Origin of the sequence: Chryseobacterium pyrolae (assembly GCF_025153485.1) — a bacterium.
Classification (GTDB): domain Bacteria; phylum Bacteroidota; class Bacteroidia; order Flavobacteriales; family Weeksellaceae; genus Chryseobacterium; species Chryseobacterium antibioticum.
Genome location: NZ_JANZQH010000004.1, coordinates 172,448 through 197,454 on the forward strand (window position 1 = coordinate 172,448; position 25,007 = coordinate 197,454).

A 25,007-nucleotide genomic window follows, 5' to 3' on the forward strand; every position below is an offset into this window, starting at 1 on the left:
CAGTTAAATTATTCATTATGAAAAGCATCAAAATAATATTCTATGCTATGGTTTTTGGAATAGCTACAGGAGCCTGTTCTTCCGATACAGAACTTTCAGAAGAAGAATTAAAGGCTGCCAATGAGGCAATGAAGTATAATACGGTCCATAATCCATACCAGTGGAATAGCTGGCCTCAAAATACCTGGAATAATGGAATGCCCGGCATAAAAAAGATTCACTTCGGAAAAGATTTGTCTTCAATCAGTGCAAAAACGGCTGATCAATCTGAAGAAATAACCTTCAGGAGAAAATAATAAACATTCATTCATATCAAATTTTAATTAGAAAACATTAAGGCAGTCCTTCTGTCTTAATGTTTTTTTTAATACCACTGAGATCTATTTAGGTACTCATAAGATTAAAAATAAAGCTGAATCAATTCCAGTCGAAACATTTTTCATTCTTTCCTCCGTTTCCCAACTTTCTTTCCTTCCGATTCAAGTTAATTCTATAAATTTATTCATTAAAATAATTGATATCATGAGCCATCAAAATAATAATCTTTTTGAGAAATTTTCTGACTGGGCCACTAAATTTACGGGAAGTTCCTACGCATTTATCGGGGCTGTACTTGTAGTGGTGCTATGGGCAGCTTCAGGACCTTTTTTTAACTATTCCGAAACCTGGCAGCTCGTGATCAACACCGGAACCACCATCATTACTTTCCTGATGGTTTTCCTGATTCAGAAAGCACAGAATAAGGATTCAAAAGCGATACAGATTAAACTGAATGAGCTGATCGCTGCCAATGAAAAAGCCAGCAACAGAATTGTTGACATCGAAGATCTTACCGAAAAAGAACTTGATCAGCTTCACTGCTATTATGAAAAGCTGGCTGATTTTGCAGAAGAAGATAATGATATCCATACCTCGCACTCTATCGACTCGGCTCAGAGAAATCAGAATTACAAGCATGATGTTTTTAAAAGAAAGCATGAAGAATGGCTTCAGAACCAGCAACCAAAAAAGGGATCGTAATGACCCCTTTTTTTATTTTTTATATAAGTGTTAAAAACTATCTTTTCAGGAAATATCCGAAATAACTGCAGCTTCCTGACAGCCCTTTCATTGTTTCCGTATCGGCATACTGGGATTTCAATTGGGCAAAATAAGTTCTGTATTTCTCGTTTTTGATATGGTCGAGTTCCGTTTGATGCGCCTGTTCTTTTTCAGAATATTTAGGATCTGAATAGTCAATCGTCTTTACATTTTTCGCCTCATACTGATAATACTTTCCTTGCTCTGCACTGGCCATCTGGAATAGAACCCTTGCTCTCTGCTCCTTGTCTTTCGAAAGTTTAAGCGTCTTTTGATAATAGTTGATTGCAAGGTCAAAATTATCCGGTTCAATATAAGTGGTATAAAGGAAATTCTTATAATAATACTTGTAAGGATTCTTTCGGTCTGTATTCCAGAAATCATACTTTCCTCCGTTGCTGTTGTCGATATCCATCACGAACAACTGACGGTAATATCCTAAGCTGGAAGTATTGTACAGTAAGTTTCCGATAAGCTGACTGGCTTTAGCCGCCTTTTCATCCGTTCCGTTGCTAATTTTTTTTAGCTGGATCAAGGCATCCGCCAGTTCCAGTTTATTCATGCTGCTTTTAATGAAAGGAAATCCTGAGTAGTCTTCAGCCGCCATACTTTCAGTGGCCGAACTTCCGAAACTTTCCCATACATTATGTCCGAAAACAAGATTGGAAATAGCTTTAAATCCGTTATATTCATCCGCTGCATATTGTCTTGGAGTGATTTTTTCACCCTTATCCGTCCAGTCATAATTCATTCTTGGAATTCCTGCAAAGCCCTGAGCTTTTTCATAATAAGATTTAGCCTTTTCAAAGTCTGCCTGCTTCATCGCTCTGTCTCCGTAGATGGTACTGAAGAAAGCATCGATGTTTCCTACATTATCCATATTCTTAGCGATGATCTGCTGTTCAAACTGAGTCTTATTAGGCTTTTTATAAAAATCTTCTACACTTTTCACCAAACTTGAATTCGGATTGTACTGAAGGTCAGAAAGCTTATTACTCATCAGGAATGATTTTCCATCTTCACCTTGTAAGAAGTAACGATTGGCAAGAACATCTTTAAGGAAGTCTGCCGTAGATGGAGTCTCACCATAATAATCATAATCAGAAACAGCAGTACTGTCCTTTTTTACTTCTTTTTTTACAAAATAATCAGCATAGTCTTTCATTAGATGATCTTCGAATTCAGCATCGATCTTAGGATGAGAAACGATATCATTCAGAACTTTCATTCTTTTTATCTCTTCAAGGTATTCCGGATTCGTTGTTTTGATATCTTCAAGAATCTCCGAACTACCCTTGTAATCTTTTTTCAAAAACTTTAGATAGGCGTCTGCGATTTGCCAGTATTCATCCTTAGATACTTTTTTGGTTTTCTGTGTGAATTTTTCCAGACTGTCCAGATAATCTTTTGTTTTCTCATCATAGCCGTAACCGGATTTGGTGTAGAAAGGAATTCTGTCAGGATTGTTCAACAGATCATCATCGCTCTGATCATTTTTAGCGCCATCCGCACTGCCAGATTTTGAACCTCCGAAAAGGTTTTTGAAAAATCTTACGATCTTCTGCCAGAACGAAAGCTTTTCTTCTTTCTTTACTTCCACAGGTTCAGATTTTTTATCTGCAGAAGCTTTATTATGGTCATCTGCATTCCCTCTTATTACATTGGGACTGTCTGTTGCATCCGATGTATAATAATAGATTGGCAGATAGCTTCTTTCCAGTTCATTGATGCTTCTTACTGCCATTACTTTCAGAATCTCAGAATCCGGATTGATGTCGTACATTTTTTCCATAAGGGGAATAGGATCTGTAAAACCCTCATAACCTAAAAGGAAATATGCCATATTCTTTTCATCATTGGTCCCTGCTCTTTTCATAATATTACTGAAAGAAGCCGTATCCGAAAGTTTCATCGACACAAAAGCAGATTCCTTACGGTCTTTGCTGTTCATGAAAACCTGGAAGAAGTTCCAGTTCGCATCGCTGTTCATTTCTTTTCCTCGCTGTGCACCCGCAAGCTGATCAAGGGCCATAAAATAGACTGTCCCTTTCTGCTTGATCGGTTCTATATACGTTTTGAAAGCTTCCAGTGCGGCATCATAATTTCTCGTATAATGATTGAAACGGACCAGTTGATACCCGTAACGCTGTTTGATTTCAGGATTTCTGGTTGCATTATATAAAGAGGTAAGGGCATTAACCGTTTTTGCGTAATCAATAGAAGTCGCATTTTGGTTTTTAGAAGGGCCATTGCTGTAAAACGAGTCCGGACTTTCAACATAGTTAATGCTCATGTACGGTTCCAGATATTTGGCTTCAATTAAATAATCAATACCTTCTTTATACTTTTGGTAGAATCCCGTACCCAGTTTCTGTAACAGTGGGTTGGTAGGTGTTCCATTTTTTAAAGCATTAAGGTCATTCATGCTTATTTTGTACACCAGATTCTCTGTTTCTGCATAGTTGAGCTGGTTGTTGAAGAATTTCTTCCACGTCTCAATATTGTCATCAGGAATCGTCATGTTTTTATAATCACCATAGAACCTGTTTGAATACGTGAGCAGGAAAGGAAGGTAAGACTTATCCTTGATGATACTCTGCGTAAACAGGTTGAAATATTCATAATCGGGGTCTGACCACGCGCAGGCGTCAGATTTTGTATAAAAAAGCGATAGGACCGCCAGTGAAAGAATATACTTTTTCATATAGTTGATGGGTGTTTTTTATTTTTACAATTCAATTTCGGCATGATATTCAATCTTCATAATCCGCTGAATCAGCAGGTGATAAAAACTTTAAAATTTTCGGTTACTTACAAATTTACTATCTAATTGATAATAAATTACATTAAAATCAGGTATTTTTTTCTCCAGGAAATGAACGACCTCTTCCAGCTGTTCTTCTGATATTTCTTCCACCTTTATCCTGAAGCCTTTACTTAGGAAACTTCCGAAATAGAAACCGTCTTTCATAATTTCAACCTCATGGTCAGAGATCTTTTTAAATGAAGGATTTTCCAGATCTTTTCGGGACAAGGCATTAATCAGTTTATGCTTTTCAAGGTGATTGGTAACAATTCCCCAGGAGTAGATCGGTAATGCTACCTCAATTTTTTTAACGGGATAATCGTCCAGTTTGGAAAGGTAGCTTTTTAAAATCGTTACATCCAGAATAGAATTCTTACCGGAGTTTTCCAGAGGTGAAGAAGTAGAGTAGCACATGAGGTAAACCTTTTCTACAGGTGGAATTCCGGTTTGGCTTTTATTTTTGACCTGATGAAGGCGAAGCGTACAGGTGATCTCTTTTCCGGAAACTCTTTTCAGTTCCTTTAAAAATTTAAAATAATCATTTCTTGTTCCGGCCGTCCAGTCACAGTCGATCTGAATTTCATTATTTATTTTTAAATGATATTCCTGAGCTTTCTTTTGAACCAGATCATGAATGTTTTTCGCTAGAAACCTGATCTCTTCTGCTGAGATACGGTACATGGACTGATTTGTGATAAATACAGTGGGTACAATTTGTTTGTCTGTCTGGAAACTGTTGTCCTTGGTAATAACAGCAACCGGCTGAAATTTTCCGGCGGATTTGTCTATATCGAAAAATCTTGTGTATACATATGGAACTGTAGCCTGATCCAATGCTTTTTTCTCATCCTGATCAAGTTTAAGCTGAGTTTTCCAGTAGTAAAAAGTATAGGGGTGACTCTCTTTCCCATCACATGAAACTACAAGAAGCAGGATGAAAAGAAACTTTAATATTTTCATTCCTTATACAGTTTGCTTTCGCAGGTACAGGTGTCATTGGTAGCGCTTTCCATTGATGAACAGCAGTCCTCAGATTTCTGGATGTTTCCTTCTTTGTCTGTAAGGTAAATGTTATCCTTATCAAATTTTACAAAAAAGTTTTCACCATATTTTTTAAAATCTACTTTCATTACTTTTGGATTGTATTTTCCTGCATTCACTTCTTCGGTAGTTTCAGTTCTGTCCGCCTGATTAACCTGAACAAACCCAAAGTAGACATCGCCATTTTTCTTTACATCCAGATAGTAATGGGGTGTTCCGGATCCACTGAATCCTTCAATAATGTCGAAACTTCTGTGGCCAACAAAAGGTGCTTTCGTCTGCGCAAAAGATAAAACACTGATGCATAAGATCACTAAGCTGAAAATCTTTTTCATATATTTTTTTTCAAAAGTAAAGATATTTAACCAGAAACTAAACCGTAAAAACCCGGTGATTGCTTGTTTCAGGTAATTACTGTTAGACTTTATCAACCACAAAAGTCACAAAAGTTTTTTAACACTTTAGTTATTTTAAAGTTACATACATTGTACATATAAAGTACACTTAAGTTTTATGAAAATCTTTGATTTTCTGTTTATTTGAGCTCACTATTTCAGCAGGTTAAAAACTTTTACGACTAAAGTGTCCTTAAGTGTATAAATACATTAAACTTTTATGGTTAATGAGGACCTGATGATATTTGTGAATACTTAAACCATTAAGCTTCATTAAGTTTTTAAGAATATTAAGGTGAGCTTCGCTTTAGGAATTGTAGCTGAAAAAAAATCATTTGATTTTTTCTTAATTTCCCTTATCTCCTTATTAATCTTAATGTTTTAAAAAATATTCAGATATCAGCTTATGTTATTGGAAATTTATTTGAAATTAGGAATACTCAAGATTAACATAAAAACTTTTGTGGTTAATCTTTCAATCAGTACAAAATCAGAAAAACCACTCCGAAGTGGAGTGGTCTGTATGTAATTGGGTTATAATTCAGATTAGAAAACAGTTGCAGCCAGCTGAATTCTTGCATATTTATTGGAAGGATTCCACATCGCCATCATAGAAACCGGAAGGCTGTAATGCTCCGTAATTTTGACAGTTTTACCAGCTTTTACACCAACGTTGACAATATCAAAGCTGTTTTTACCATTTCCATAAAGAAAATATCGGTCGTTCAGAGCAAATCCGGCACCCACAAAAGCATCCAGGTTAACCTTCTCTCCGGCAATCACCGGATAACTGGCCTGAATATAGGTAGAATATTTGTTCTTTTTATAGCTTCCGTCATTCTCTAAAACGACTTCTCCTGCATTCGCCCCACCATACAACATAATATCTGCTTCAATATTAATTGGGAAAGAAGGTCCGAAAGTATAATTGGTCCTCAGATCAATAATATGAGCTGTTCTTCTCTGTGAATAACTGAAAATATCGTCTGCAGCAACGGCAGTATTAATATTTCTTGAGTTATATAGATCCCATAGTCCAATATAAAAACGGTTATGAGCGTATTGAATGTAATAATTGATCTCCTTATAATGAGTACCATCTTTGTCATCAGCTAATGCCGAAGCGCCCCAGACCCCAACCTTCCATTTTTTTTCAGAATCTAAAGCGTAAGATAGATTTCCCATCACTACGGGTTTGTCTGTAATAATCAATCCTCTCCACAAGTGGTTATTTTGAATATTTGCAGTAAAATCCAATCTGTTGCTCTTTGGAGTTCCCTCGTTCTCCTGAGAGAATAGTTTTCCTGTGCCTAAAATGATCAGGCATGCAATTTTTAAAATTTTCATCGCGTATTTTTTAATGTATTATTCCATAGAGAATAGCTGCAATAATACAGCCCAGGATAGGTCCTACAACTGGAATCCAGGCATATCCCCAGTCGCTGCTGCCTTTTACAGGAAGTATAGCATGCATGATTCTAGGGGCTAGATCTCTGGCCGGATTGATGGCATATCCGGTGGTTCCGCCTAAAGATAAACCAATGGCCCAAACCAGTAAGGTTACAGGAAGTGCTCCAACGGAACCAAGACCTACTTTAGCGGTTGGATCTGCATTCAGCGAAATACTGGGATCTGAAAAATGAAAGATGACAAATACCAGGACAAAAGTCCCGATGATCTCACTGATCAGATTTGAAAAAGTATTCCTGATCGCGGGTCCGGTACTGAAACATGCCAGTTTTGCCCCTTCATCTTCTGTAATTGCGAAATGGTCTTTGTTAAAGAGCCAGACAAGGAAGGCTCCAAGCATTCCACCAAGCAGCTGTGCGGCAATATAAGATGGAACCAGGTCCCATGAAAATTTTCCGGCAACAGCCAGCCCTATCGTTACAGCTGGATTCAGATGGGCGCCACTTGCTGGCCCGGCAACCGTGACGCCTACGAAAACAGCCAGTGCCCAGGCGGTCGTAATGACAATCCATCCTGAATTATTTCCTTTAGTATCCTTTAAGACAACATTTGCTACAACGCCGTTGCCTAATAATATAAGAAGCATTGTTCCTACGAGTTCTGCGGTAAATGGGGTCATGAGTAGTTTTTTTTATTTAAGGATTTAATCTTCGATCCAGCTTTGAGAACGCTTCACAGCTTTGTTCCAGAAATGGATCATATTATCGGCTTTTTCTTTATCCACTTTTGGATGGAAATCCTCGTCTACAACCCATTGAGATTGTATTTCATTGATGTCCTTCCAATATCCTACTGCCAAACCGGCAAGATAGGCTGCTCCTAAAGCAGTGGTCTCAAGTGTTTTTGGTCTTGTGATCTTGAATCCGAAAAGGTCAGACTGGATTTGCATCAGAAGATCGCTTGCAGAAGCTCCTCCATCTACTCTGAGTTCCAGACTTGGTCTTCCTGAATCTGCTTCCATGGATTTTACGATATCATACACCTGAAATGCTATTCCTTCCAAAGTAGCTCTTGCGATATGTCCATTGGTTGTTCCGCGGGTTACCCCTACAATAGTTCCTCTTGCATACTGATCCCAATACGGTGCTCCCAATCCTGTAAGGGCTGGTACAAAATAAACACCTCCGTTATCTTCAACGCTTGCTGCCAGATCATTTACTTCTTCTGATGTATGAATAAGTTTCAGTCCGTCTCTCAGCCACTGTATGGCTGCGCCACCTACAAATACACTTCCTTCAAGGGCATAGTTTACTTCTCCATTGATCTTCCATGCAACAGTTGTTAACAGGTTGTTTTTAGAGGAAACGGCTTCCGTTCCTGTATTCATCAATAAGAAACATCCTGTTCCGTAGGTGTTCTTTACCATTCCGGGAGTGATGCACATCTGTCCGAATAAAGCAGCCTGCTGATCTCCTGCAATTCCTGCAATTGGAATTTTGGTAGAAAATAAAGTCGTTGCTGTTTCGCCGTAGATTTCGCTGCTCTGCTTTACTTCAGGAAGGACAGACCTTGGAATATCAAATAAATCCAGAAGATCCTGATCCCATTCTAAAGTATGAATGTTCAGAAGCATTGTTCTGCTGGCATTGGAAACATCGGTGATGAACATTTTTCCACGGGTAAGTTTCCATACAAGCCATGTGTCTACCGTTCCGAAACAAAGCTTGCCTTCTGCTGCTTTTTCCCTGGCCCCTTTTACGTTGTCCAGAATCCATTTTAATTTGGTAGCGGAGAAGTAAGCATCCAGAACAAGCCCTGTTTTTTCTTTGATCGTTTCAGCGTGGCCCTGTTCTTTTAATTCGTCACAGTATTTTGAAGTCCTTCTGTCCTGCCATACAATAGCATTATAAATGGGCTCACCTGTTTCTTTATCCCAGACGACCGTTGTTTCACGTTGGTTGGTGATCCCGATGGCTGCTACTTCCAGTCCGGAAATTCCGGCTTTGGCAATAATTTCTGCGGCAACCGATATTTGGGATGACCATATTTCATTGGGATCATGTTCTACCCAGCCTGGAGTAGGGTAGATCTGTTCAAAATTTTTCTGGGAGATATATTCGATAGCTCCGCTGTGATTGAATAAAATAGCTCTAGAGGAAGTTGTACCCTGATCTAAAGCGAGAATCAATTTTTCCTTCATACTGCAAAGTTTTAATTATGAGTAATAGTTTTGGGAGAGTAAGGGGTTAATAAATACCCTTGTGCTAATTCAATAAATTCTTTTTCCTGTTTGTTGGCCCATTCCTGAGAATATCCTTTTTCTGTGGCAATAAGCTGTGCAATGGTATGAGCGCTGTCGATCGCAGCTCTTGCATCTAAAAATAAGAGTCGGACTCTTCGGGCGAGAATGTCTTCTATGGTTTCTGCCATTTCATGTCTCAAAGCCCAAACTGCTTCTGCAATCGTGAAACCGTGATCCGGATGGATTTTCTGAGCATATTGGGGGTTGCTTTTTTGTAAGGATTTTATGGCAGGGATATCTGATCCGTATACATAAAGATGGCTGCTGCGGTCAACGAGTTCTGCTTTCATATTCCCATGAATAGACAGGTTTTCTGTTTGAGAAGGTCCTCCCTGTAAATGAAGGATCTCTACAGCTTTGTCAATGGTATCTTCTGCCATTTTACGGTAGGTAGTCCATTTTCCTCCGATGATGGAAACGAGTCCGGTATCGGAAGTAATGACTTTATGACTTCGGGAAACTTCTTTGGTGCTTTTGCCTCCTTCTTTTGGTGCGGCTAGCGGTCGTAATCCTGCGAACATCGACTTTACATCTTCTCTCGTTGGTTTCTTGGCTAAATATTGTCTTGCCGTATTTAAAACAAAATTAATTTCAGATTCCAGAGCGTGGGGTTCAAAGCTGGGGTTTTCCAGAAGGGTGTCTGTAGTTCCTACCAATGCTCTGTCGTGCCAAGGAACAACAAAGAGAACTCTTCCGTCTGATGTTTTAGGAATCATGATGGCATCATCACTTTTCAGGAAAGATTTGTCTAGTACCAAATGGATACCCTGGCTCGGGACAACAAATTTACCATGCTTAGGATTATTCATATTCAGAATATCATTCGTGAATACCCCTGTTGCGTTGATCACTGCTTTTGCACGGAGTTCGTATTGCTGATTTGAAAACTGATCTTCTGCTTTTACTCCATTTATTTTTCCGGAATCATTTTTCAGAAGTCCGGTTACTTTCATATAATTAACGGCACTTCCTCCTTTTTCGATAAGAGTCTGGGATAAGTTGATCGCTAATCTTGCATCATCAAATTGTCCGTCCTGATACACCACACCGCTTGCGAGATTGTGCTGCTCAATAGTCGGGAGCTTTTCAATAGTTTTAGACTTGCTGATGTATTTTGTTTTTCCAAGACTTAACTTTCCAGCAAGAAAATCGTAGATAGATAATCCTATTTTATAATAGATTCCTCCCCACCATGTATAATTGGGAATAATAAATGACTGGTTTTTGACTACGTGCGCTGCATTTTGGGCTAAAAGTCCTCTTTCTTTCAGGGCTTCTTTTACAAGTCCCACATCTCCCTGCGCCAGATATCTTACGCCACCGTGTACTAGTTTGGTGCTTCGGCTGGATGTTGCTTTGGCAAAATCGTGGGACTCAAGGAGCAGGGTTTTAAATCCTCTGCTGGCTGCATCTAATGCTGAGCCCAGACCACTGGCTCCACCTCCGATGACAATAAAGTCCCATTCCTCTACATTGGTCAATTTACTAATTTCTTCGTTTCGTTTCATAAATGTTTCGTTTATGTTTCGTTTTCAAATGTATAAATTAAAAATGAAACTAAAAAGAAAATAAATGAAATTTTATCGGTCTCGGAAAAAAATGGTATTTTTGATGAAAGAATCAGAATGGAAAAGTTGATACCAAGGCACGATGATATATTAAAGGAACTTGATGAAAAGGGACATGTTCTTGTACAGGATCTGTGCGAGAAGCTGAATGTTTCGTCGGTTACGGTTCGAAAGGATCTGAACTATCTCGAAAGCTTAGGATTGCTTTTTCGAAATCATGGAGGAGCCAGTAAGCATGTAAGGTATGCATATGAAAGGAATGTGGATGAAAAAGAAAACATCAATGTAGAAGCCAAACAGAGTATTGCGAAAGCTGCTTTGCAGCTTATCCAGGAGAATGACTGTATTATTTTGGCTTCCGGTACAACGATGCACTATCTTGCGAGAATGCTGGTGAATTTTGGACCGCTTACGGTTCTTACCTCTTCTTTAAGGGTTGCTCTTGAGCTCTGTAATAATCCTAATATTAATATCATTCAGCTTGGGGGAGAGGTGAGGAAGAGCTCTACATCTATTGTAGGATCTATTTCGGAAACCATCCTCAGGCAGTTTTCCTGCAATAAGCTCTTTCTTGGAGTAGATGGGATCGATTTGGAGTTTGGGATCAGTACTTCTAATGCTGCGGAAGCTCATTTGAATCAGCTGATGATAGAATGTTCCGAAAAAGTGGTGATTCTGGGTGATTCTTCGAAACTGAATAAAAAAGGATTCGGAAAGATCGCTCCGTTGGATAAAATAGATTATCTGATTACAGACAACGGTATTTGTGATGAAGATAAAGTGGGATTGGAAGAAATTGGGGTTTCGGTAATTGTAAAATAAGCTTCTTGTTAATTTCTTTTTTTAAAACAAAATAATATCTCTGAAAATTTCATCCGGATTTTTTTCAAAATCATCTAAATGATTAAAAATCAAAATATTTTACTCGAAATATTTGTCAGTTCTAAAAATATTCATAAATTTGCACACTCCATTTTAGGGGCGTAGTATGCCTATATCAAAAGTAGAAATTACTTCAGACCTCCTAAAAATGTGGAAATAGAAAGATAAATTTTATTATAACATAAACAATGTCAGGTATTATTGGTAAAAAAATCGGTATGACGTCTTTGTTTAACGAAGAAGGAAAAAACATTCCTTGTACAGTTATTCAAGCTGGTCCATGCTCGGTTTTACAGGTCAGAACCATAGAAAAGGACGGCTACAAGTCAGTTCAGTTAGGTTTCGATGACAAGAGTGAAAAGAACGTAGGTAAAGCGTTAGCTGGCCATTTCAAAAAGGCTGGTTCTGCTCCAAAAGCTAAGTTGGTAGAATTCTACAGAGAATTCGTAGACGAGGTAAAAGTAGGAGAAGAAGTAAAAGTTGATTTATTCGCTGAAGGTGAATTTGTTGACGTAACAGGTACTTCTAAAGGTAAAGGTTTCCAAGGTGTTGTTAAAAGACATGGCTTTGGAGGTGTAATGCAAGCTACTCATGGTCAGCACAACAGACTTAGAGCTCCAGGTTCTATCGGTGCTGGATCGGATCCTTCAAGAGTATTCAAAGGAATGAGAATGGCGGGTAGAATGGGAGGTAAGCAGGTAACTGTACAAAACCTTCAAGTATTAAAAGTGGATCAAGAACAAAATCTTTTAGTAGTAAAAGGTGCTGTTCCGGGAGCTAAAAATTCTTATGTAATTATCAGAAAATGGAACTAGTAGTATTAAATACATCAGGAAAGGAGACCGGAAGAAAAGTAACTCTAGACGAATCAGTATTCGGAATTGAGCCAAATCAGCACGCGGTTTACCTAGAAGTTAAACAGTACCTTGCTGCACAAAGACAAGGGACTCATAAATCAAAGGAAAGAAGCGAAATTACTGCTTCTACCAAGAAACTTAAGAAGCAAAAAGGATCAGGTTCTGCTAGATATGGTGATATCAAATCTCCAACTTTCAGAGGTGGAGGTAGAGTATTCGGACCAAAACCAAGAGACTATAGATTCAAATTGAACAAAGCTCTTAAGAGATTGGCTAAAAAATCTGTTTTATCTCAGAAAATGAGAGATAACAGCATCAGAGTAATGGAAGATATGAGCTTAAACGCTCCTAAAACTAAAGATTTCATCACTATCCTAAATGCATTGGCATTGAACGATAAAAAATCTTTATTCGTTCTTCCTGAAGCTAACAAGAATGTGTATTTATCTTCAAGAAACTTACCTAAAACTAAAGTAATGAACTTTAACGAAATTAGTTCATATGACTTAATGAATGCAGGTGAGATCGTATTCTTAGAAGGTGCAGTTGAAAAATTCCAGGAAAATTTAAAGAAATAAATCATGTCACTTATTATTAAACCAGTTATTTCAGAGAAAGCAAACTATCTTACAGATTTAAGAGGTGCTTATTCTTTCTTAGTTGATCCTAGGGCGAATAAAATCCAGATTAAAAAAGCGATAGAACAAGCTTACGGTGTGAAAGTAGCAGACGTTAGAACCATGATTTATGCGCCTAAAGTTTCTTCAAAGCATACTAAGAAAGGTCTTCAAGTAGGAAAGACAAACAAATTGAAAAAAGCGGTTATCACTCTTTCTGAAGGGGAAGTAATCGATATTTTTGCTGTAAATTAATTATTAATTATAAATAATAGTAATGTCTGTTAGAAAATTAAAACCTATCACCCCAGGACAGAGATTCAGAATTGTAAACAATTTTGAGGAAATTACTACCAACAAACCAGAGAAGTCTCTAACCGTTGGTATTAGTAAGTCAGGTGGACGTAACCAAACTGGTAAAATGACCATGCGTTACACCGGAGGTGGACACAAAAAGAAATACAGAATTATCGACTTCAAAAGAAACAAGCATGATGTTGAAGCAACGGTAAAAACTGTAGAATATGATCCAAACAGAACTGCATTTATCGCTTTATTAGAGTACGCAGACGGAGAGAAGAGATATATCATCGCTCCAAACGGTATCAAAGTAGATCAAAAGGTAGTTTCAGGTGAAAGCGTAGAACCGAACATCGGTAACGCAATGAAATTGAAAAACATTCCATTGGGTACTGTTATTTCTTGTGTTGAAATGAAGCCTGGACAAGGTGCAATTTTAGCAAGAAGTGCTGGTTCTTCAGCTCAATTAACTTCAAGAGACGGAAAATATGCCATCATCAAATTGCCTTCAGGAGAATCTAGAATGATCCTTACTGAATGTTATGCAATGATTGGATCTGTTTCTAACTCTGATCATCAGTTAACTGTTTCAGGTAAGGCTGGTAGAAGCAGATGGTTAGGTAGAAGACCTAGAACTAGACCAGTAGTAATGAACCCTGTAGATCACCCAATGGGAGGTGGTGAAGGTCGTTCTTCTGGAGGTCACCCAAGATCTAGAAATGGTATGCCTGCTAAAGGTTACAAAACCAGAAAGAAAAACAAAGCGTCTAACCGTCATATCATATCTAAACGTAAATAATTATGGCAAGATCACTTAAAAAAGGACCATTCATTCATCATACTTTAGATAAGAAGGTTCAGACAAACATAGAGTCTGGTAAGAAGACAGTTATCAAAACTTGGTCTAGAGCGTCTATGATCTCTCCAGACTTCGTAGGACAAACTATTGCTGTACACAACGGGAAATCTTTTATCCCTGTTTATGTTACAGAAAACATGGTTGGTCACAAGTTAGGCGAATTTTCTCCAACAAGATCTTTCAGAGGTCATGGTGGTAATAAAAACAAAGGAAGTAGATAATCATGGGATCAAGAAAAAGAGAAAGTGCATTAGCACGTAAATTGACAAATCAAGATGTAGTAAAAGCATTACATAACGATTGCCCTTCTTCTCCAAGAAAGATGAGATTAGTAGCTGATATCATCAGAGGAGTAGAAGTAGACAAAGCTTTATACATCCTAAAATATTCTAAAAAAGACGCTTCTAACAAGTTAGAAAAAGTCTTACTTTCAGCAATGGCCAACTGGCAAGCTAAAAACGAAGGTGCTGATATCGAAGAAGCTAATCTTATCGTTAAAGAAATTTTTGTAGACAGTGCAAGACAATTGAAGAGACTAAGACCAGCTCCACAAGGTAGAGGGTATAGAATCAGAAAAAGATCAAACCACATTACATTAATCTTAGGTAATAAAGAAAATTAATCAAGGTATGGGACAGAAGACAAATCCAATTGGTAACAGATTAGGTATAATCAGAGGATGGGATTCTAACTGGTTTGGTGGTAAAGATTATGGAGACAGAATCGCTGAAGACTACAAAATCAGAAGATATCTTGAAGCTAGATTATCTAAAGGTGGTATTTCAAAAATTTATATTGAAAGAACTTTAAAATTAGTTACAGTAACTATTACTACTGCTAGACCGGGACTTATCATCGGTAAAGGAGGTCAGGAAGTTGATAAATTAAAAGAAGAATTGAAGAAACTTACAGGTAAGGATATTCAAATCAACATTTTCGAAATCAAAAGACCTGAGCTTGATGCAGTATTGGTGGCTGACAGCATCTCTAAGCAAATTGAAAACAGAATCTCTTACAGAAGAGCTGTTAAAATGGCAATTGCTAGTACAATGAGAATGGGTGCTGAAGGTATCAAAGTTCAAATCTCTGGTAGATTGAACGGTGCTGAAATGGCAAGAAGCGAATCTTTCAAAGACGGAAGAATTCCTTTGTCTACTTTCAGAGCTGATATCGATTATCACTGGGCTGAAGCTCACACTACTTATGGTAGACTAGGAGTGAAAGTTTGGATCATGAAAGGGGAAGTTTACGGTAAAAGAGAACTTTCTCCACTAGTGGGACAACAGAAGAAAGGAGGTCCTGCAGGAGGCGGAAACAGAGGTGGAGACAGAGATAACAGAAGACCTAGAAAGAATAATAACAATAATAACAATAATAATTAAAAATTTTAGGTTAGAAATTTTGAATTTTAAATTACCGTTACTTTTTTAAAATATAAAAAATCTAAAATCTAAAATCTAAAATCTAAAATTTAGAAATTATGTTACAACCAAAAAGAACCAAATTCCGTAGAGTTCACAAGATGAAGATGAAGGGGATTGCTCAAAGAGGTAATCAACTGGCATACGGAACATTTGGAATCAAAGCTATAGAAGGTGCTTGGATCACTGCAAGACAAATTGAAGCTGCTCGTATCGCTGCGACAAGATATATGAAGAGAGAAGGCCAACTATGGATCAAAATATTCCCGGATAAGCCAATTACTAAGAAACCAGCTGAAGTACGTATGGGTAAAGGTAAAGGTGCTGTGGAATATTGGGTAGCTGTAGTGAAACCAGGTAAGATCATGTTCGAAATCGGAGGTGTATCTTACGAGATTGCTAAGGAAGCTTTAAGACTTGCTGCACAAAAATTACCGGTAGTTACTAAATTCGTAGTTGCTAACGATTTTGTTAAACCTCTATAATCTTTGATACAATGAAACAAGCTGATATTAAAAATTTAAGCGCGGGTGATATTCAAGCAAAACTTGCTGAATTAACAACTCAATATTCAAAACTGAAATTGGCTCACAAGATCAGTCCAATTGAAAACCCGATTCAAATCAGAGATTTGAGAAGATCGATCGCTAGACTAAACACTGAGTTAACCACTAAACAACAATAAGATTTTCATACATTATGGAAAGAAACTTAAGAAAAGAAAGAATCGGAATAGTTTCCAGCAATAAAATGGAAAAGACCATTGTTGTAAGTGAGACTACGAGAGTGAAACACCCGATGTACGGTAAATTCGTTTTGAAAACGAAAAAATATACTGCACACGACGAGAACAACGAATGCACAGAGGGAGATACAGTTCTTATCCAAGAAACTAGACCTTTGAGCAAGAGCAAGAGATGGAGATTAGTAAGAATCATTGAAAAAGCTAAGTAATAATGTTACAAACAGAATCAAGATTAAAAGTTGCTGATAACACAGGTGCAAAAGAAGTACTAGTTATCAGAGTTCTGGGAGGAACCAGAAGAAGATATGCTTCAGTTGGTGATAAAATCGTTGTTACTATCAAGGATTCTACACCTTCAGGGAATGCTAAAAAAGGTCAGGTATCTAAAGCAGTAGTAGTAAGAACTAAAAAAGCAGTTAGAAGAAAAGATGGTTCATACATCAAATTTGAAGACAATGCTTGTGTATTACTAAACGCAGCGGGAGAAATGAGAGGAACACGTGTTTTCGGACCTGTTGCTCGTGAGTTGAGAGACAAAGAATATATGAAAATCATTTCATTAGCTCCTGAAGTACTTTAATTTTAAAAATTTTTAAAAGAAAATGTCAAAGTTAAAAATAAAAAGAGGAGATAACGTCATCATTACTACTGGTAAGAAAGATATCAAAGGTAAAACAGGTGAAGTTATTGAAGTGATCAAAAAAGAAGGAAAAGATCCTAGAGTTATCGTTGCAGGTCTTAACATCGTTAAAAAACACGTTAAGCCTTCAGCTTCTAACCCTCAAGGTGGAATCACTGAAAAGGAAGCTTCTATTCATATCTCAAACATAGCTTTAGTTGGTAAAGACGGAAAAGCTGTTAAAATCGGTTACAAAATCGAGGGAGATAAGAAAGTGAGAATCGATAAAAAAACGGGTGAAACTTTATAATTTGAATTAACACATGGAATTTATAGCAAGACCCAAAAATATATACAGAGAGAAAATTGTTCCTGCAATGATGGAAGAATTTGGCTACAAATCTGTAATGCAGGTACCTAAATTGGAAAAAATCATCCTATCTCAAGGGTTAGGTGATGCCACTGCAGACAAGAAAATCATTGATTATGCTGTAGAAGAATTAACAATGATTACTGGTCAGAAAGCAGTAGGTACTATCTCTAAGAAAGACGAAGCGGCTTTCAAATTGAGAAAAGGTATGCCTGTAGGTGCTAAAGTAACATTGAGAGCTCATAAAATGTATGAATTCTTAGACAGACTTACTTCTTCTGCTTTACCACGTATCAGAGATTTTTCTGGTATCAAAGCAGACGGGTTCGATGGTAGAGGTAACTACAACTTAGGTATTACTGAGCAGATTATCTTTCCTGAGATCGTAATTGACAAAGTGAAAAAAATCCAAGGGATGGACATCACTTTCGTAACAAGTGCGAAAACAGATAAAGAAGCGAAAGCATTATTAACTCACTTCGGTTTACCATTTAAAAAGAACTAAGAAATGGCTAAAGAATCAATGAAAGCGCGTGAGCGCAAAAGAGAAGCACTAGTTGCTAAATACGCTGACAAAAGAAAAGCTTTAAAAGAAGCTGGTGATTATGCAGGATTGCAGAAATTACCTAAAAATGCTTCTCCTGTAAGATTACACAACAGATGTAAACTAACAGGTAGACCAAGAGGGTACATGAGAACCTTCGGTCTTTCTAGAGTAACTTTCCGTGAAATGGCCAACAACGGTCTTATCCCGGGAGTGAAAAAAGCTAGTTGGTAATAATTACTAATTAATCGGGACAATTAAGTTGTCTGGATACTAGAGAATAAAAATATCAGACCCAAGTTTTTCTGAAGTCTGATATTTTGATCTTCAAGTCCCTTCAATACTGATTGTCTTTAACCAATAATTTAAAAAAGAAAAATGGTAACAGATCCAATTTCAGATTTCCTAACAAGAGTAAGGAACGCACAAAGCGCAGGCCACAAAGTGGTGGAGATTCCTGCATCGAAAATCAAAAAGGAGATTACTAAGATCTTATTTGATCAAGGGTATATCTTAAACTACAAGTTTGAAGATAGCGCTATTCAAGGTACGATCAAAATCGCTTTAAAGTATGACAAGCAAACTAACAAACCGGCTATCAAATCTATTCAAAGAGCTTCTAGACCAGGTTTAAGACAGTACAAAGGTTCTACTGAACTTCCAAGAGTACTAAACGGTTTGGGTATAGCTGTTATCTCTACTTCTAAAGGAGTAATGACTGACAAGAAGGCTAGAGAAGAAAAAGTAGGCGGTGAAGTAATCTGCTATGTTTATTAATTTTTAATCAGAGGAAAATGTCAAGAATTGGTAAAGCAATTATAACAATTCCAGCTGGAATTACAGTCACTGAAAATAACAGTGTTGTAACGGTAAAAGGTCCTAAAGGAGAACTTTCTCAGGAGCTTACAGCAGGAATTACTTTAGAACAGAACGATGGCGTGCTTACAGTAAGCAGACCGTCTGAGTCTAAACAACACAAGGCGCTTCACGGTTTATACAGAGCGTTGATCAACAATATGATTGTTGGTGTTGAAAAAGGTTTCGAAAAGAAACTAGAACTAGTAGGAGTAGGATACAGAGCTTCACACACAGGTCAAAAACTTGAGTTAGCTTTAGGATTCTCTCACGGTATCGTATTAGAACTTCCTAGCGAAGTAAAAGTAGATACATTGACTGAAAAAGGTAAAAACCCAATTATTACTTTAGCGTCTCATGACAACCAACTTCTAGGAATGGTAGCTGCAAAGATCCGTTCTTTCAGAAAGCCTGAGCCTTACAAAGGAAAAGGTGTAAGATTCCTGGGAGAAATTGTTAGACGTAAAGCTGGTAAATCTGCTTAATAAATTATAAGTATTATGGCATTAAGTAAATTAGAAAAAAGAATAAGAATCAAAAGAAGAGTAAGAGGAAAAATCTCTGGATCTTCTGAATTGCCAAGATTATCTGTATATAAAAGTAATAAGGAAATTTACGCTCAGTTAATCGATGATAAAAATGGTACAACGTTAGTAGCAGCTTCTTCTAGAGAGAAAAGTGTAGATGCTAATGGTACTAAGACTGAAGTTTCTGCTGCTGTTGGTAAAGCTATCGCTGCCAAAGCTATCGCTGCAGGAATTGAACAGATTGTATTTGACAGAAACGGATTCGTATACCACGGAAGAGTGAAAGCTCTAGCTGATGGGGCGAGAGAAGGAGGACTTAAATTCTAATCATTAAAATTTCGGAAATATGTTAGGACTAGATAATATAGAAAGAGTAAAACCGGGAGGATTAGAATTAAAAGATCGTCTCGTAGCTGTTAACAGAGTAACAAAAGTAACCAAGGGAGGTAGAGCTTTCGGATTTTCTGCTATTGTTGTAGTAGGTAATGAAGATGGAATCATCGGTCACGGTTTAGGAAAATCTAAGGAAGTTGCTTCTGCAATTGCTAAAGCAGTTGAAGATGCTAAGAAAAACCTTGTGAAAGTTCCTGTAATGAACCACACTATCCCTCACCAGACTACTGCTAGATACGGTGGTGCAGATATCTTCTTGAGACCTGCTTCTCACGGTACAGGACTTATCGCCGGTGGTGCGGTAAGAGCGGTATTAGAGTCTGCTGGTATTCATGATATCCTTTCAAAATCTAAAGGATCTTCTAACCCTCACAACGTGGTGAAAGCTACTTTCAAAGCGTTATTGGATATCAGAAGACCTGAAGAGATCGCTAGAATGAGAGGAGTTTCTCTAAGTAAAGTGTTTAACGGTTAATATTAGAACAATGGCAACAATCAAAGTAAAGCAAGTAAGAAGCGCTATTGGAAGAACAAAAACCCAAAAGAGAACGCTTGAAGCATTAGGATTTAAGAAACTTCACCAAGTTGTAGAACACGAAGCTACGCCTTCTATTTTAGGAATGATAGCTGCAGTTAGTCATTTACTTGAAGTTCAAAAATAATTTTAAAACAAAAATTAAGATGAATTTAAACAACATAAGACCTGCTGCAGGTGCAACTCACAACTCTAAAAGAATTGGTAGAGGACAAGGTACAGGAAAAGGAGGTACTTCTACGAAAGGACACAAAGGTCAGAAAGCTAGAGCTGGTTATTCTCAGAAAATCGGTTTCGAAGGTGGACAGATGCCTTTACAAAGAAGATTACCTAAATTCGGTTTCAAAAACGTAAACAGAAAAGAGTTTAGAGGAGTAAACCTTGATACTATTCAAATTTTAATCGAGAACAAATCCATCACTGGAGATATCACGAAAGAAGTTTTAGTAGAAAACGGTTTAGTTTCTAAAAACGAATTAGTGAAAATTATGGGTAGAGGAGAATTGAAATCTGCGGTTTCAATCTCTGCTGACAAGTTCACTAAATCTGCTGAAGAGCTTATTGCTAAAGCAGGTGGAAAAGCAATTACCTTATAATACTTACTAATGAAAGAATTTATACAAACCCTTAAGAATATTTGGAGCCTAAAGGAATTAAGAGATAAAATTCTCTTTACGTTAGGTATTATCCTTGTGTATAGATTCGCATCTTATATCTCGCTTCCTGCAATTAACCTTGCAGAGGTGGGAGATCTCTTAGAGCATTATAAAAATCAAGGCGGTAACAAGCAAGGAGCAGGTCTCCTTGGCTTGCTTTCGTCGTTTACGGGGGGAGCTTTCAGCCACGCTTCCGTAATGGCGTTAGGAATCATGCCTTATATTTCTGCTTCTATTATTGTTCAGTTGATGGGAATGGCTATTCCTTATCTTCAGAAACTTCAGAAGGATGGAGAGTCAGGTAGAAATACATTGAATCAAATTACTAGATGGTTAACGATCGGAGTTTGTTTAGTACAGGCCCCTTCTTATTTAACTTCTATTACTCAATTATTTTTACCATATGCTCAGTTCTCTTCTGCATACTATGTAGAGCCAAATTCTATCATGTTCTGGTTACCAAGTATTGTAATCTTGGTTGCTGGTTCAGTATTCGCAATGTGGTTAGGTGAGAAAATCACCGACAAAGGTATCGGAAACGGTATTTCCATCCTTATTATGGTGGGGATCCTGTCTAGATTACCTGAAGCATTCGTTCAGGAAATGGCCGTGCAGAACGGAAAAGGAGGAATGGGATCTATTATGATCCTTATTGAAGTAATATTCTGGATGTTGGTAGTTCTTTTAGCAGTGGTATTATCTGTTGCTGTTAGGAAAATTCCAATTCAGTATGTAAGCAGAGCTCAAGCAAGAGGAGGTGTAAACAGAAATCTTATGCAGGGAGCAAGACAGTGGATCCCATTGAAAGTGAATGCTGCTGGTGTAATGCCGATTATCTTTGCTCAGGCATTGATGTTCGTACCAGGATTATTGACGAAATTCGATGAGTCCAATACTTTTCTTGCAGGTTTCAAGAATGTTTTTAGTTGGCAGTACAACGTATTGTTCGCGCTATTAATTATTATATTCTCATTTTTCTATACTGCAATTACTATTCCGGTAAACCAAATGGCTGATGATTTGAAGAGAAATGGAGGTTTAGTACCGAAAGTAAGACCCGGTAAAGAAACAGCTGATTATTTAGATGATATTTTATCAAAAATAACCTTGCCAGGTGCAATATTTTTATCTATCTTTGCAGTCCTTCCAGCAATAGTGCATGGAAGCTTTGTTCAGACAGATGCGTTCGCCCTATTTTTCGGGGGAACATCACTATTGATTATGGTTGGAGTTATTTTAGATACCGTTCAACAGATTAATACTTATCTGCTGAATCATCATTATGATGGCTTAATGCAGTCTAAATTATCAAGAACGACTGGATACTAATTTATGGCGAAACAAAAACATATTGAACAAGACGGCGTTATTACGGAAGCACTTTCGAACGCCCAGTTCCGTGTAGAGCTGGAGAATGGGCATATACTTATTGCTCACATTTCCGGTAAAATGAGAATGCATTATATTAAACTTTTACCTGGAGACAAGGTGAAACTAGAAATGTCTCCCTATGACTTATCAAAAGGGAGGATCACATTTAGATATTAAAACAAACGCCAAATGGAATGTAGGTTCCGTTTGGCTCTTGTTGAAAAATAAATACTATCAAAATGAAATCGTAAGATTCCATTGGTCAGTAAAAAAAATAAATATTTCAAATGAAAGTTAGAGCATCAATTAAAAAAAGAAGCGCTGATTGCAAGATTGTACGCAGAAAAGGTGTGCTGTTCGTAATCAACAAGAAGAACCCAAAATTTAAACAAAGACAAGGCTAACATTAAATTATGGCGAGAATTGCAGGTATTGATTTACCAAAAAACAAAAGAGGTGTTATCGGTTTAACTTACATCTACGGAGTTGGAAGAAGTACTTCTTCTGAAATCCTTAAAGCTGCCGGTATCAGCGAAGACAAGAAAGTCAACGAATGGAATGACGATGAATTGGCTGCAATCAGAACATATATCTCTGAAAACGTAAAAGTTGAAGGAGAATTAAGATCTGAAGTGCAATTGAACATCAAGAGATTGATGGACATAGGATGCCAACGAGGAATACGTCACAGACTAGGATTACCTTTAAGAGGCCAGAGAACGAAAAACAACTCTAGAACCCGAAAAGGAAAGAGAAAAACAGTTGCTAACAAGAAAAAGGCAAGTAAATAATCGTTAGGAATTATGGCAAAACAAAGTAAAGTAGTTAAAAAAAGAAAAGTAAAAGTTGAAGCTATTGGTGAAGCGCATATTCAAGCTTCTTTCAATAACATCATCATTTCTTTAACAAATAAAAGCGGAGAAGTTATCTCTTGGGCTTCTGCCGGTAAAATGGGATTCAGAGGTTCTAAAAAGAACACTCCTTTTGCTGCTCAAATGGCAGCTGAAAATTGCTCTAACGTAGCTCATGAAGCTGGATTAAGAAGAGTAAAGGTGTATGTGAAAGGTCCTGGTGCAGGTAGAGAATCTGCGATCAGAACAATTCACAATTCAGGTATTGAAGTTAGCGAAATCATTGATGTGACTCCTATGCCACATAATGGATGTAGACCACCAAAAAGAAGAAGAGTTTAATTTTTAGAATTTATCCATTATGGCAAGATATATTGGTCCTAAAACTAAGATTGCGAGAAAGTTTGGTGCTGCAATCTACGGAGATGACAAAAACTTCGAAAGAAGAAAAAACCAACCGCCAGGACAACATGGTCCTAACAAAAGAAGAGGTGCTAAGAAATCTGAATATGCAGTTCAGTTAGCTGAAAAGCAAAAAGCTAAATATACTTACGGTATTTTAGAAAGACAGTTTGCAAATTTATTCGAAAAAGCACACAGAAGTAAAGGTGTAACAGGTGAAGTTCTATTACAGCTTTGTGAATCAAGATTGGATAACGTAGTATACAGATTAGGTTTTGCTAAAACAAGATCTGCTGCTAGACAGTTAACTTCTCACAGACACATCACTGTGAATGGGGAGATCCTTAACATTCCTTCTTATTTAGTTAAAGCAGGTGATGTGATCGCTGTAAGAGAAAAATCTAAGTCTCTTGAGGTTGTTACTGATTCATTAGCTTCTAAAGCTAATTATGAGTGGTTACAATTCAACGATGAGAAGAAAGAAGGTACTTTCGTTTCTGCTCCTGAAAGAATCCAGATTCCGGAGGACATCAAGGAACAGCTTATCGTCGAACTTTACTCTAAATAATTTTTTAATCAAATTTTTGCTCAACCCAATAATATGGCAATTTTACAATTCATAAAACCCGATAAAGTAATTTTACTTAACTCTGATGAATTTAAAGGTCAATTCGAATTCAGACCATTAGAACCAGGTTTCGGGCTTACTATCGGTAATGCTTTGAGAAGAGTGTTGCTTTCTTCTCTGGAAGGATATGCTATTTCATCTATCAAAATAGAAGGTGTAGAGCACGAATTTTCAACTATTCCAGGAGTAATCGAAGACGTTACCGAAATCATTCTTAACCTTAAGCAGGTAAGATTAAAAGCTTCAGCAGAAGGCCAGGCCAACGAGCAGGTAATTGCTAAAGTTTCCGGTCAAACCGTTATTACTGCTGGTGATTTAGGAAAGTCTGTCAACGGATTTGAGGTGTTAAACCCGGATCTTTTGATTTGCAACCTAAACAGTGATGTAACTTTCGAAATTACTTTCAATATTGAAAAAGGTAGAGGGTATGTTCCTTCAGAACAAAATAAGTCAAACAATGCACCTGTAGGTACTATTGCTATTGACTCTATTTTCACACCAATTAAGAAAGTACAATACAGCATTGAAAATTATCGTGTAGAGCAAAAAACAGACTACGAAAAACTTGTATTAGATATAGAAACTGATGGATCTATCAGTCCTCAAAATGCTTTAACAGAAGCTTCTAAGATATTAATTTATCACTTCATGTTGTTCTCTGATGAGAGAATCACTCTTGAAACAGAAGCTGTAAAGGCATCTATCCAATACGATGAAGAAACACTTCACACAAGACAGTTACTTAAGTCTAAATTAGCAGATATGGATCTTTCAGTAAGAGCCCTTAACTGTCTAAAAGCAGCTGAAGTAGAAACTCTTGGAGAGCTTGTTTCTTACAGTAAGTCTGATTTGATGAAATTCAGAAATTTTGGTAAAAAATCTTTGACAGAACTAGAAGAATTAGTGCATTCAAAAGGTCTTAACTTCGGTTTCGACGTTGCAAAATATAAGTTAGACGCTGATAAATAATTAA

The 25,007-nt window shown here is 37.3% G+C and carries 37 protein-coding genes; 30 read left to right on the forward strand and 7 right to left on the reverse strand.

Going from position 1 to position 25,007, the window contains the following annotated elements:
* Positions 1–17 precede the first annotated feature (17 nt).
* Together NZD88_RS10455 and NZD88_RS10460 are read left to right on the forward strand one after the other, a co-directional pair.
* Positions 18–296 (forward strand): hypothetical protein, encoded by a 279-nt coding sequence (locus tag NZD88_RS10455; protein ID WP_259829101.1) that lies wholly within the window; start codon positions 18–20, stop codon positions 294–296.
* Positions 297–522: 226 nt separating this feature from the next.
* Positions 523–1,020, forward strand: coding sequence for a low affinity iron permease family protein (locus NZD88_RS10460; RefSeq protein WP_259829102.1), 498 nt, complete (start codon positions 523–525; stop codon positions 1,018–1,020).
* 37 nt (positions 1,021–1,057) lie between these two features.
* Here NZD88_RS10460 and NZD88_RS10465 read toward each other — a convergent pair whose 3' ends face one another.
* The 7 genes from NZD88_RS10465 to NZD88_RS10495 form a co-directional block, all read right to left on the reverse strand.
* Positions 1,058–3,784, reverse strand: a complete 2,727-nt coding sequence (locus tag NZD88_RS10465) for a hypothetical protein (RefSeq protein ID WP_259829103.1) — start codon at positions 3,782–3,784, stop codon at positions 1,058–1,060.
* 90 nt (positions 3,785–3,874) lie between these two features.
* Positions 3,875–4,846 (reverse strand): hypothetical protein, encoded by a 972-nt coding sequence (locus tag NZD88_RS10470; protein WP_259829104.1) that lies wholly within the window; start codon positions 4,844–4,846, stop codon positions 3,875–3,877.
* Positions 4,843–5,262: a hypothetical protein gene (locus NZD88_RS10475; RefSeq protein ID WP_259829105.1), complete on the reverse strand. Its 420-nt coding sequence runs from the start codon at positions 5,260–5,262 to the stop codon at positions 4,843–4,845. The genes NZD88_RS10470 and NZD88_RS10475 overlap by 4 nt, the downstream gene beginning before the upstream one ends.
* Before the next feature lie 606 nt (positions 5,263–5,868).
* Positions 5,869–6,669, reverse strand: coding sequence for a hypothetical protein (locus tag NZD88_RS10480; protein ID WP_259829106.1), 801 nt, complete (start codon positions 6,667–6,669; stop codon positions 5,869–5,871).
* 10 nt (positions 6,670–6,679) lie between these two features.
* Entirely contained in the window at positions 6,680–7,411 is a 732-nt protein-coding gene (locus NZD88_RS10485; RefSeq protein WP_169236376.1) for an MIP/aquaporin family protein, read from the reverse strand.
* A 24-nt stretch (positions 7,412–7,435) separates the two neighbouring features.
* Positions 7,436–8,932: a glycerol kinase GlpK gene (glpK, locus tag NZD88_RS10490; protein ID WP_169236375.1), complete on the reverse strand. Its 1,497-nt coding sequence runs from the start codon at positions 8,930–8,932 to the stop codon at positions 7,436–7,438.
* 11 nt (positions 8,933–8,943) lie between these two features.
* Positions 8,944–10,542 (reverse strand): glycerol-3-phosphate dehydrogenase/oxidase, encoded by a 1,599-nt coding sequence (locus tag NZD88_RS10495; protein ID WP_259829108.1) that lies wholly within the window; start codon positions 10,540–10,542, stop codon positions 8,944–8,946.
* 117 nt (positions 10,543–10,659) lie between these two features.
* Here NZD88_RS10495 and NZD88_RS10500 point away from each other — a divergent pair, with 117 nt between their 5' ends.
* From NZD88_RS10500 to NZD88_RS10635, 28 genes are all read left to right on the forward strand, one after another.
* Positions 10,660–11,424: a DeoR/GlpR family DNA-binding transcription regulator gene (locus NZD88_RS10500; protein WP_259829109.1), complete on the forward strand. Its 765-nt coding sequence runs from the start codon at positions 10,660–10,662 to the stop codon at positions 11,422–11,424.
* 248 nt (positions 11,425–11,672) lie between these two features.
* Positions 11,673–12,299 (forward strand): 50S ribosomal protein L3, encoded by a 627-nt coding sequence (gene rplC / locus NZD88_RS10505; protein WP_034738787.1) that lies wholly within the window; start codon positions 11,673–11,675, stop codon positions 12,297–12,299.
* Positions 12,290–12,919, forward strand: coding sequence for a 50S ribosomal protein L4 (gene rplD, locus NZD88_RS10510; protein ID WP_111957081.1), 630 nt, complete (start codon positions 12,290–12,292; stop codon positions 12,917–12,919). Before rplC ends, rplD begins: the two co-directional genes overlap by 10 nt.
* Positions 12,920–12,922: 3 nt before the next feature.
* Positions 12,923–13,213: a 50S ribosomal protein L23 gene (gene rplW / locus NZD88_RS10515; RefSeq protein WP_073330053.1), complete on the forward strand. Its 291-nt coding sequence runs from the start codon at positions 12,923–12,925 to the stop codon at positions 13,211–13,213.
* 22 nt (positions 13,214–13,235) lie between these two features.
* Positions 13,236–14,057: a 50S ribosomal protein L2 gene (rplB, locus tag NZD88_RS10520; RefSeq protein ID WP_034702846.1), complete on the forward strand. Its 822-nt coding sequence runs from the start codon at positions 13,236–13,238 to the stop codon at positions 14,055–14,057.
* A 2-nt stretch (positions 14,058–14,059) separates the two neighbouring features.
* The gene (gene rpsS, locus NZD88_RS10525) at positions 14,060–14,338 is read left to right on the forward strand and encodes a 30S ribosomal protein S19 (protein ID WP_034702850.1); all 279 of its coding nucleotides are present in this window, start codon (positions 14,060–14,062) and stop codon (positions 14,336–14,338) included.
* A 2-nt stretch (positions 14,339–14,340) separates the two neighbouring features.
* A complete protein-coding gene (gene rplV, locus NZD88_RS10530) occupies positions 14,341–14,739 on the forward strand; it encodes a 50S ribosomal protein L22 (RefSeq protein WP_034702853.1) in 399 nt (132 codons plus the stop codon).
* 7 nt (positions 14,740–14,746) lie between these two features.
* Positions 14,747–15,499, forward strand: coding sequence for a 30S ribosomal protein S3 (rpsC, locus tag NZD88_RS10535; RefSeq protein ID WP_259829112.1), 753 nt, complete (start codon positions 14,747–14,749; stop codon positions 15,497–15,499).
* Between the two features lie 98 nt (positions 15,500–15,597).
* Complete coding sequence (gene rplP / locus NZD88_RS10540) at positions 15,598–16,023, forward strand: 50S ribosomal protein L16 (protein ID WP_034738777.1); 426 nt, start codon at positions 15,598–15,600, stop codon at positions 16,021–16,023.
* Between the two features lie 11 nt (positions 16,024–16,034).
* On the forward strand, positions 16,035–16,223 hold the full coding sequence (gene rpmC, locus NZD88_RS10545; RefSeq protein ID WP_034738775.1) for a 50S ribosomal protein L29: 189 nt from the start codon (positions 16,035–16,037) through the stop codon (positions 16,221–16,223).
* 11 nt (positions 16,224–16,234) lie between these two features.
* Complete coding sequence (gene rpsQ, locus NZD88_RS10550) at positions 16,235–16,492, forward strand: 30S ribosomal protein S17 (RefSeq protein WP_053073319.1); 258 nt, start codon at positions 16,235–16,237, stop codon at positions 16,490–16,492.
* A 2-nt stretch (positions 16,493–16,494) separates the two neighbouring features.
* A complete protein-coding gene (gene rplN, locus NZD88_RS10555; RefSeq protein WP_007839504.1) occupies positions 16,495–16,863 on the forward strand; it encodes a 50S ribosomal protein L14 in 369 nt (122 codons plus the stop codon).
* A gap of 22 nt (positions 16,864–16,885) precedes the next feature.
* On the forward strand, positions 16,886–17,212 hold the full coding sequence (rplX, locus tag NZD88_RS10560; RefSeq protein WP_169236372.1) for a 50S ribosomal protein L24: 327 nt from the start codon (positions 16,886–16,888) through the stop codon (positions 17,210–17,212).
* 13 nt (positions 17,213–17,225) lie between these two features.
* On the forward strand, positions 17,226–17,777 hold the full coding sequence (gene rplE / locus NZD88_RS10565; RefSeq protein ID WP_034738769.1) for a 50S ribosomal protein L5: 552 nt from the start codon (positions 17,226–17,228) through the stop codon (positions 17,775–17,777).
* Positions 17,778–17,780: 3 nt separating this feature from the next.
* Positions 17,781–18,050 carry a 30S ribosomal protein S14 gene (gene rpsN, locus NZD88_RS10570; protein WP_169236371.1) on the forward strand — a complete coding sequence of 90 codons (270 nt, stop codon included), beginning with the start codon at positions 17,781–17,783 and terminating at the stop codon, positions 18,048–18,050.
* A 144-nt stretch (positions 18,051–18,194) separates the two neighbouring features.
* The gene (gene rpsH / locus NZD88_RS10575) at positions 18,195–18,593 is read left to right on the forward strand and encodes a 30S ribosomal protein S8 (RefSeq protein WP_259829116.1); all 399 of its coding nucleotides are present in this window, start codon (positions 18,195–18,197) and stop codon (positions 18,591–18,593) included.
* Positions 18,594–18,610: 17 nt separating this feature from the next.
* Entirely contained in the window at positions 18,611–19,156 is a 546-nt protein-coding gene (gene rplF, locus NZD88_RS10580) for a 50S ribosomal protein L6 (protein ID WP_169236369.1), read from the forward strand.
* A gap of 15 nt (positions 19,157–19,171) precedes the next feature.
* Entirely contained in the window at positions 19,172–19,525 is a 354-nt protein-coding gene (gene rplR / locus NZD88_RS10585) for a 50S ribosomal protein L18 (RefSeq protein ID WP_259829117.1), read from the forward strand.
* A 19-nt stretch (positions 19,526–19,544) separates the two neighbouring features.
* Positions 19,545–20,066, forward strand: a complete 522-nt coding sequence (rpsE, locus tag NZD88_RS10590; protein WP_169236367.1) for a 30S ribosomal protein S5 — start codon at positions 19,545–19,547, stop codon at positions 20,064–20,066.
* Positions 20,067–20,076: 10 nt separating this feature from the next.
* A complete protein-coding gene (rpmD, locus tag NZD88_RS10595) occupies positions 20,077–20,253 on the forward strand; it encodes a 50S ribosomal protein L30 (RefSeq protein WP_007839493.1) in 177 nt (58 codons plus the stop codon).
* Positions 20,254–20,272: 19 nt separating this feature from the next.
* Complete coding sequence (gene rplO, locus NZD88_RS10600; protein ID WP_169236366.1) at positions 20,273–20,722, forward strand: 50S ribosomal protein L15; 450 nt, start codon at positions 20,273–20,275, stop codon at positions 20,720–20,722.
* Between the two features lie 9 nt (positions 20,723–20,731).
* Positions 20,732–22,111, forward strand: a complete 1,380-nt coding sequence (gene secY / locus NZD88_RS10605) for a preprotein translocase subunit SecY (protein ID WP_034725974.1) — start codon at positions 20,732–20,734, stop codon at positions 22,109–22,111.
* A gap of 3 nt (positions 22,112–22,114) precedes the next feature.
* Entirely contained in the window at positions 22,115–22,330 is a 216-nt protein-coding gene (gene infA, locus NZD88_RS10610) for a translation initiation factor IF-1 (protein ID WP_027381317.1), read from the forward strand.
* Positions 22,331–22,440: 110 nt separating this feature from the next.
* The gene (rpmJ, locus tag NZD88_RS10615; RefSeq protein ID WP_007839480.1) at positions 22,441–22,557 is read left to right on the forward strand and encodes a 50S ribosomal protein L36; all 117 of its coding nucleotides are present in this window, start codon (positions 22,441–22,443) and stop codon (positions 22,555–22,557) included.
* Between the two features lie 9 nt (positions 22,558–22,566).
* On the forward strand, positions 22,567–22,944 hold the full coding sequence (rpsM, locus tag NZD88_RS10620; protein WP_002983260.1) for a 30S ribosomal protein S13: 378 nt from the start codon (positions 22,567–22,569) through the stop codon (positions 22,942–22,944).
* A 12-nt stretch (positions 22,945–22,956) separates the two neighbouring features.
* Positions 22,957–23,346, forward strand: coding sequence for a 30S ribosomal protein S11 (gene rpsK, locus NZD88_RS10625; RefSeq protein ID WP_034702879.1), 390 nt, complete (start codon positions 22,957–22,959; stop codon positions 23,344–23,346).
* A 19-nt stretch (positions 23,347–23,365) separates the two neighbouring features.
* Positions 23,366–23,974 (forward strand): 30S ribosomal protein S4, encoded by a 609-nt coding sequence (gene rpsD / locus NZD88_RS10630; RefSeq protein WP_034702881.1) that lies wholly within the window; start codon positions 23,366–23,368, stop codon positions 23,972–23,974.
* A gap of 33 nt (positions 23,975–24,007) precedes the next feature.
* Positions 24,008–25,003, forward strand: a complete 996-nt coding sequence (locus NZD88_RS10635) for a DNA-directed RNA polymerase subunit alpha (protein ID WP_169236364.1) — start codon at positions 24,008–24,010, stop codon at positions 25,001–25,003.
* Positions 25,004–25,007 lie beyond the last annotated feature (4 nt).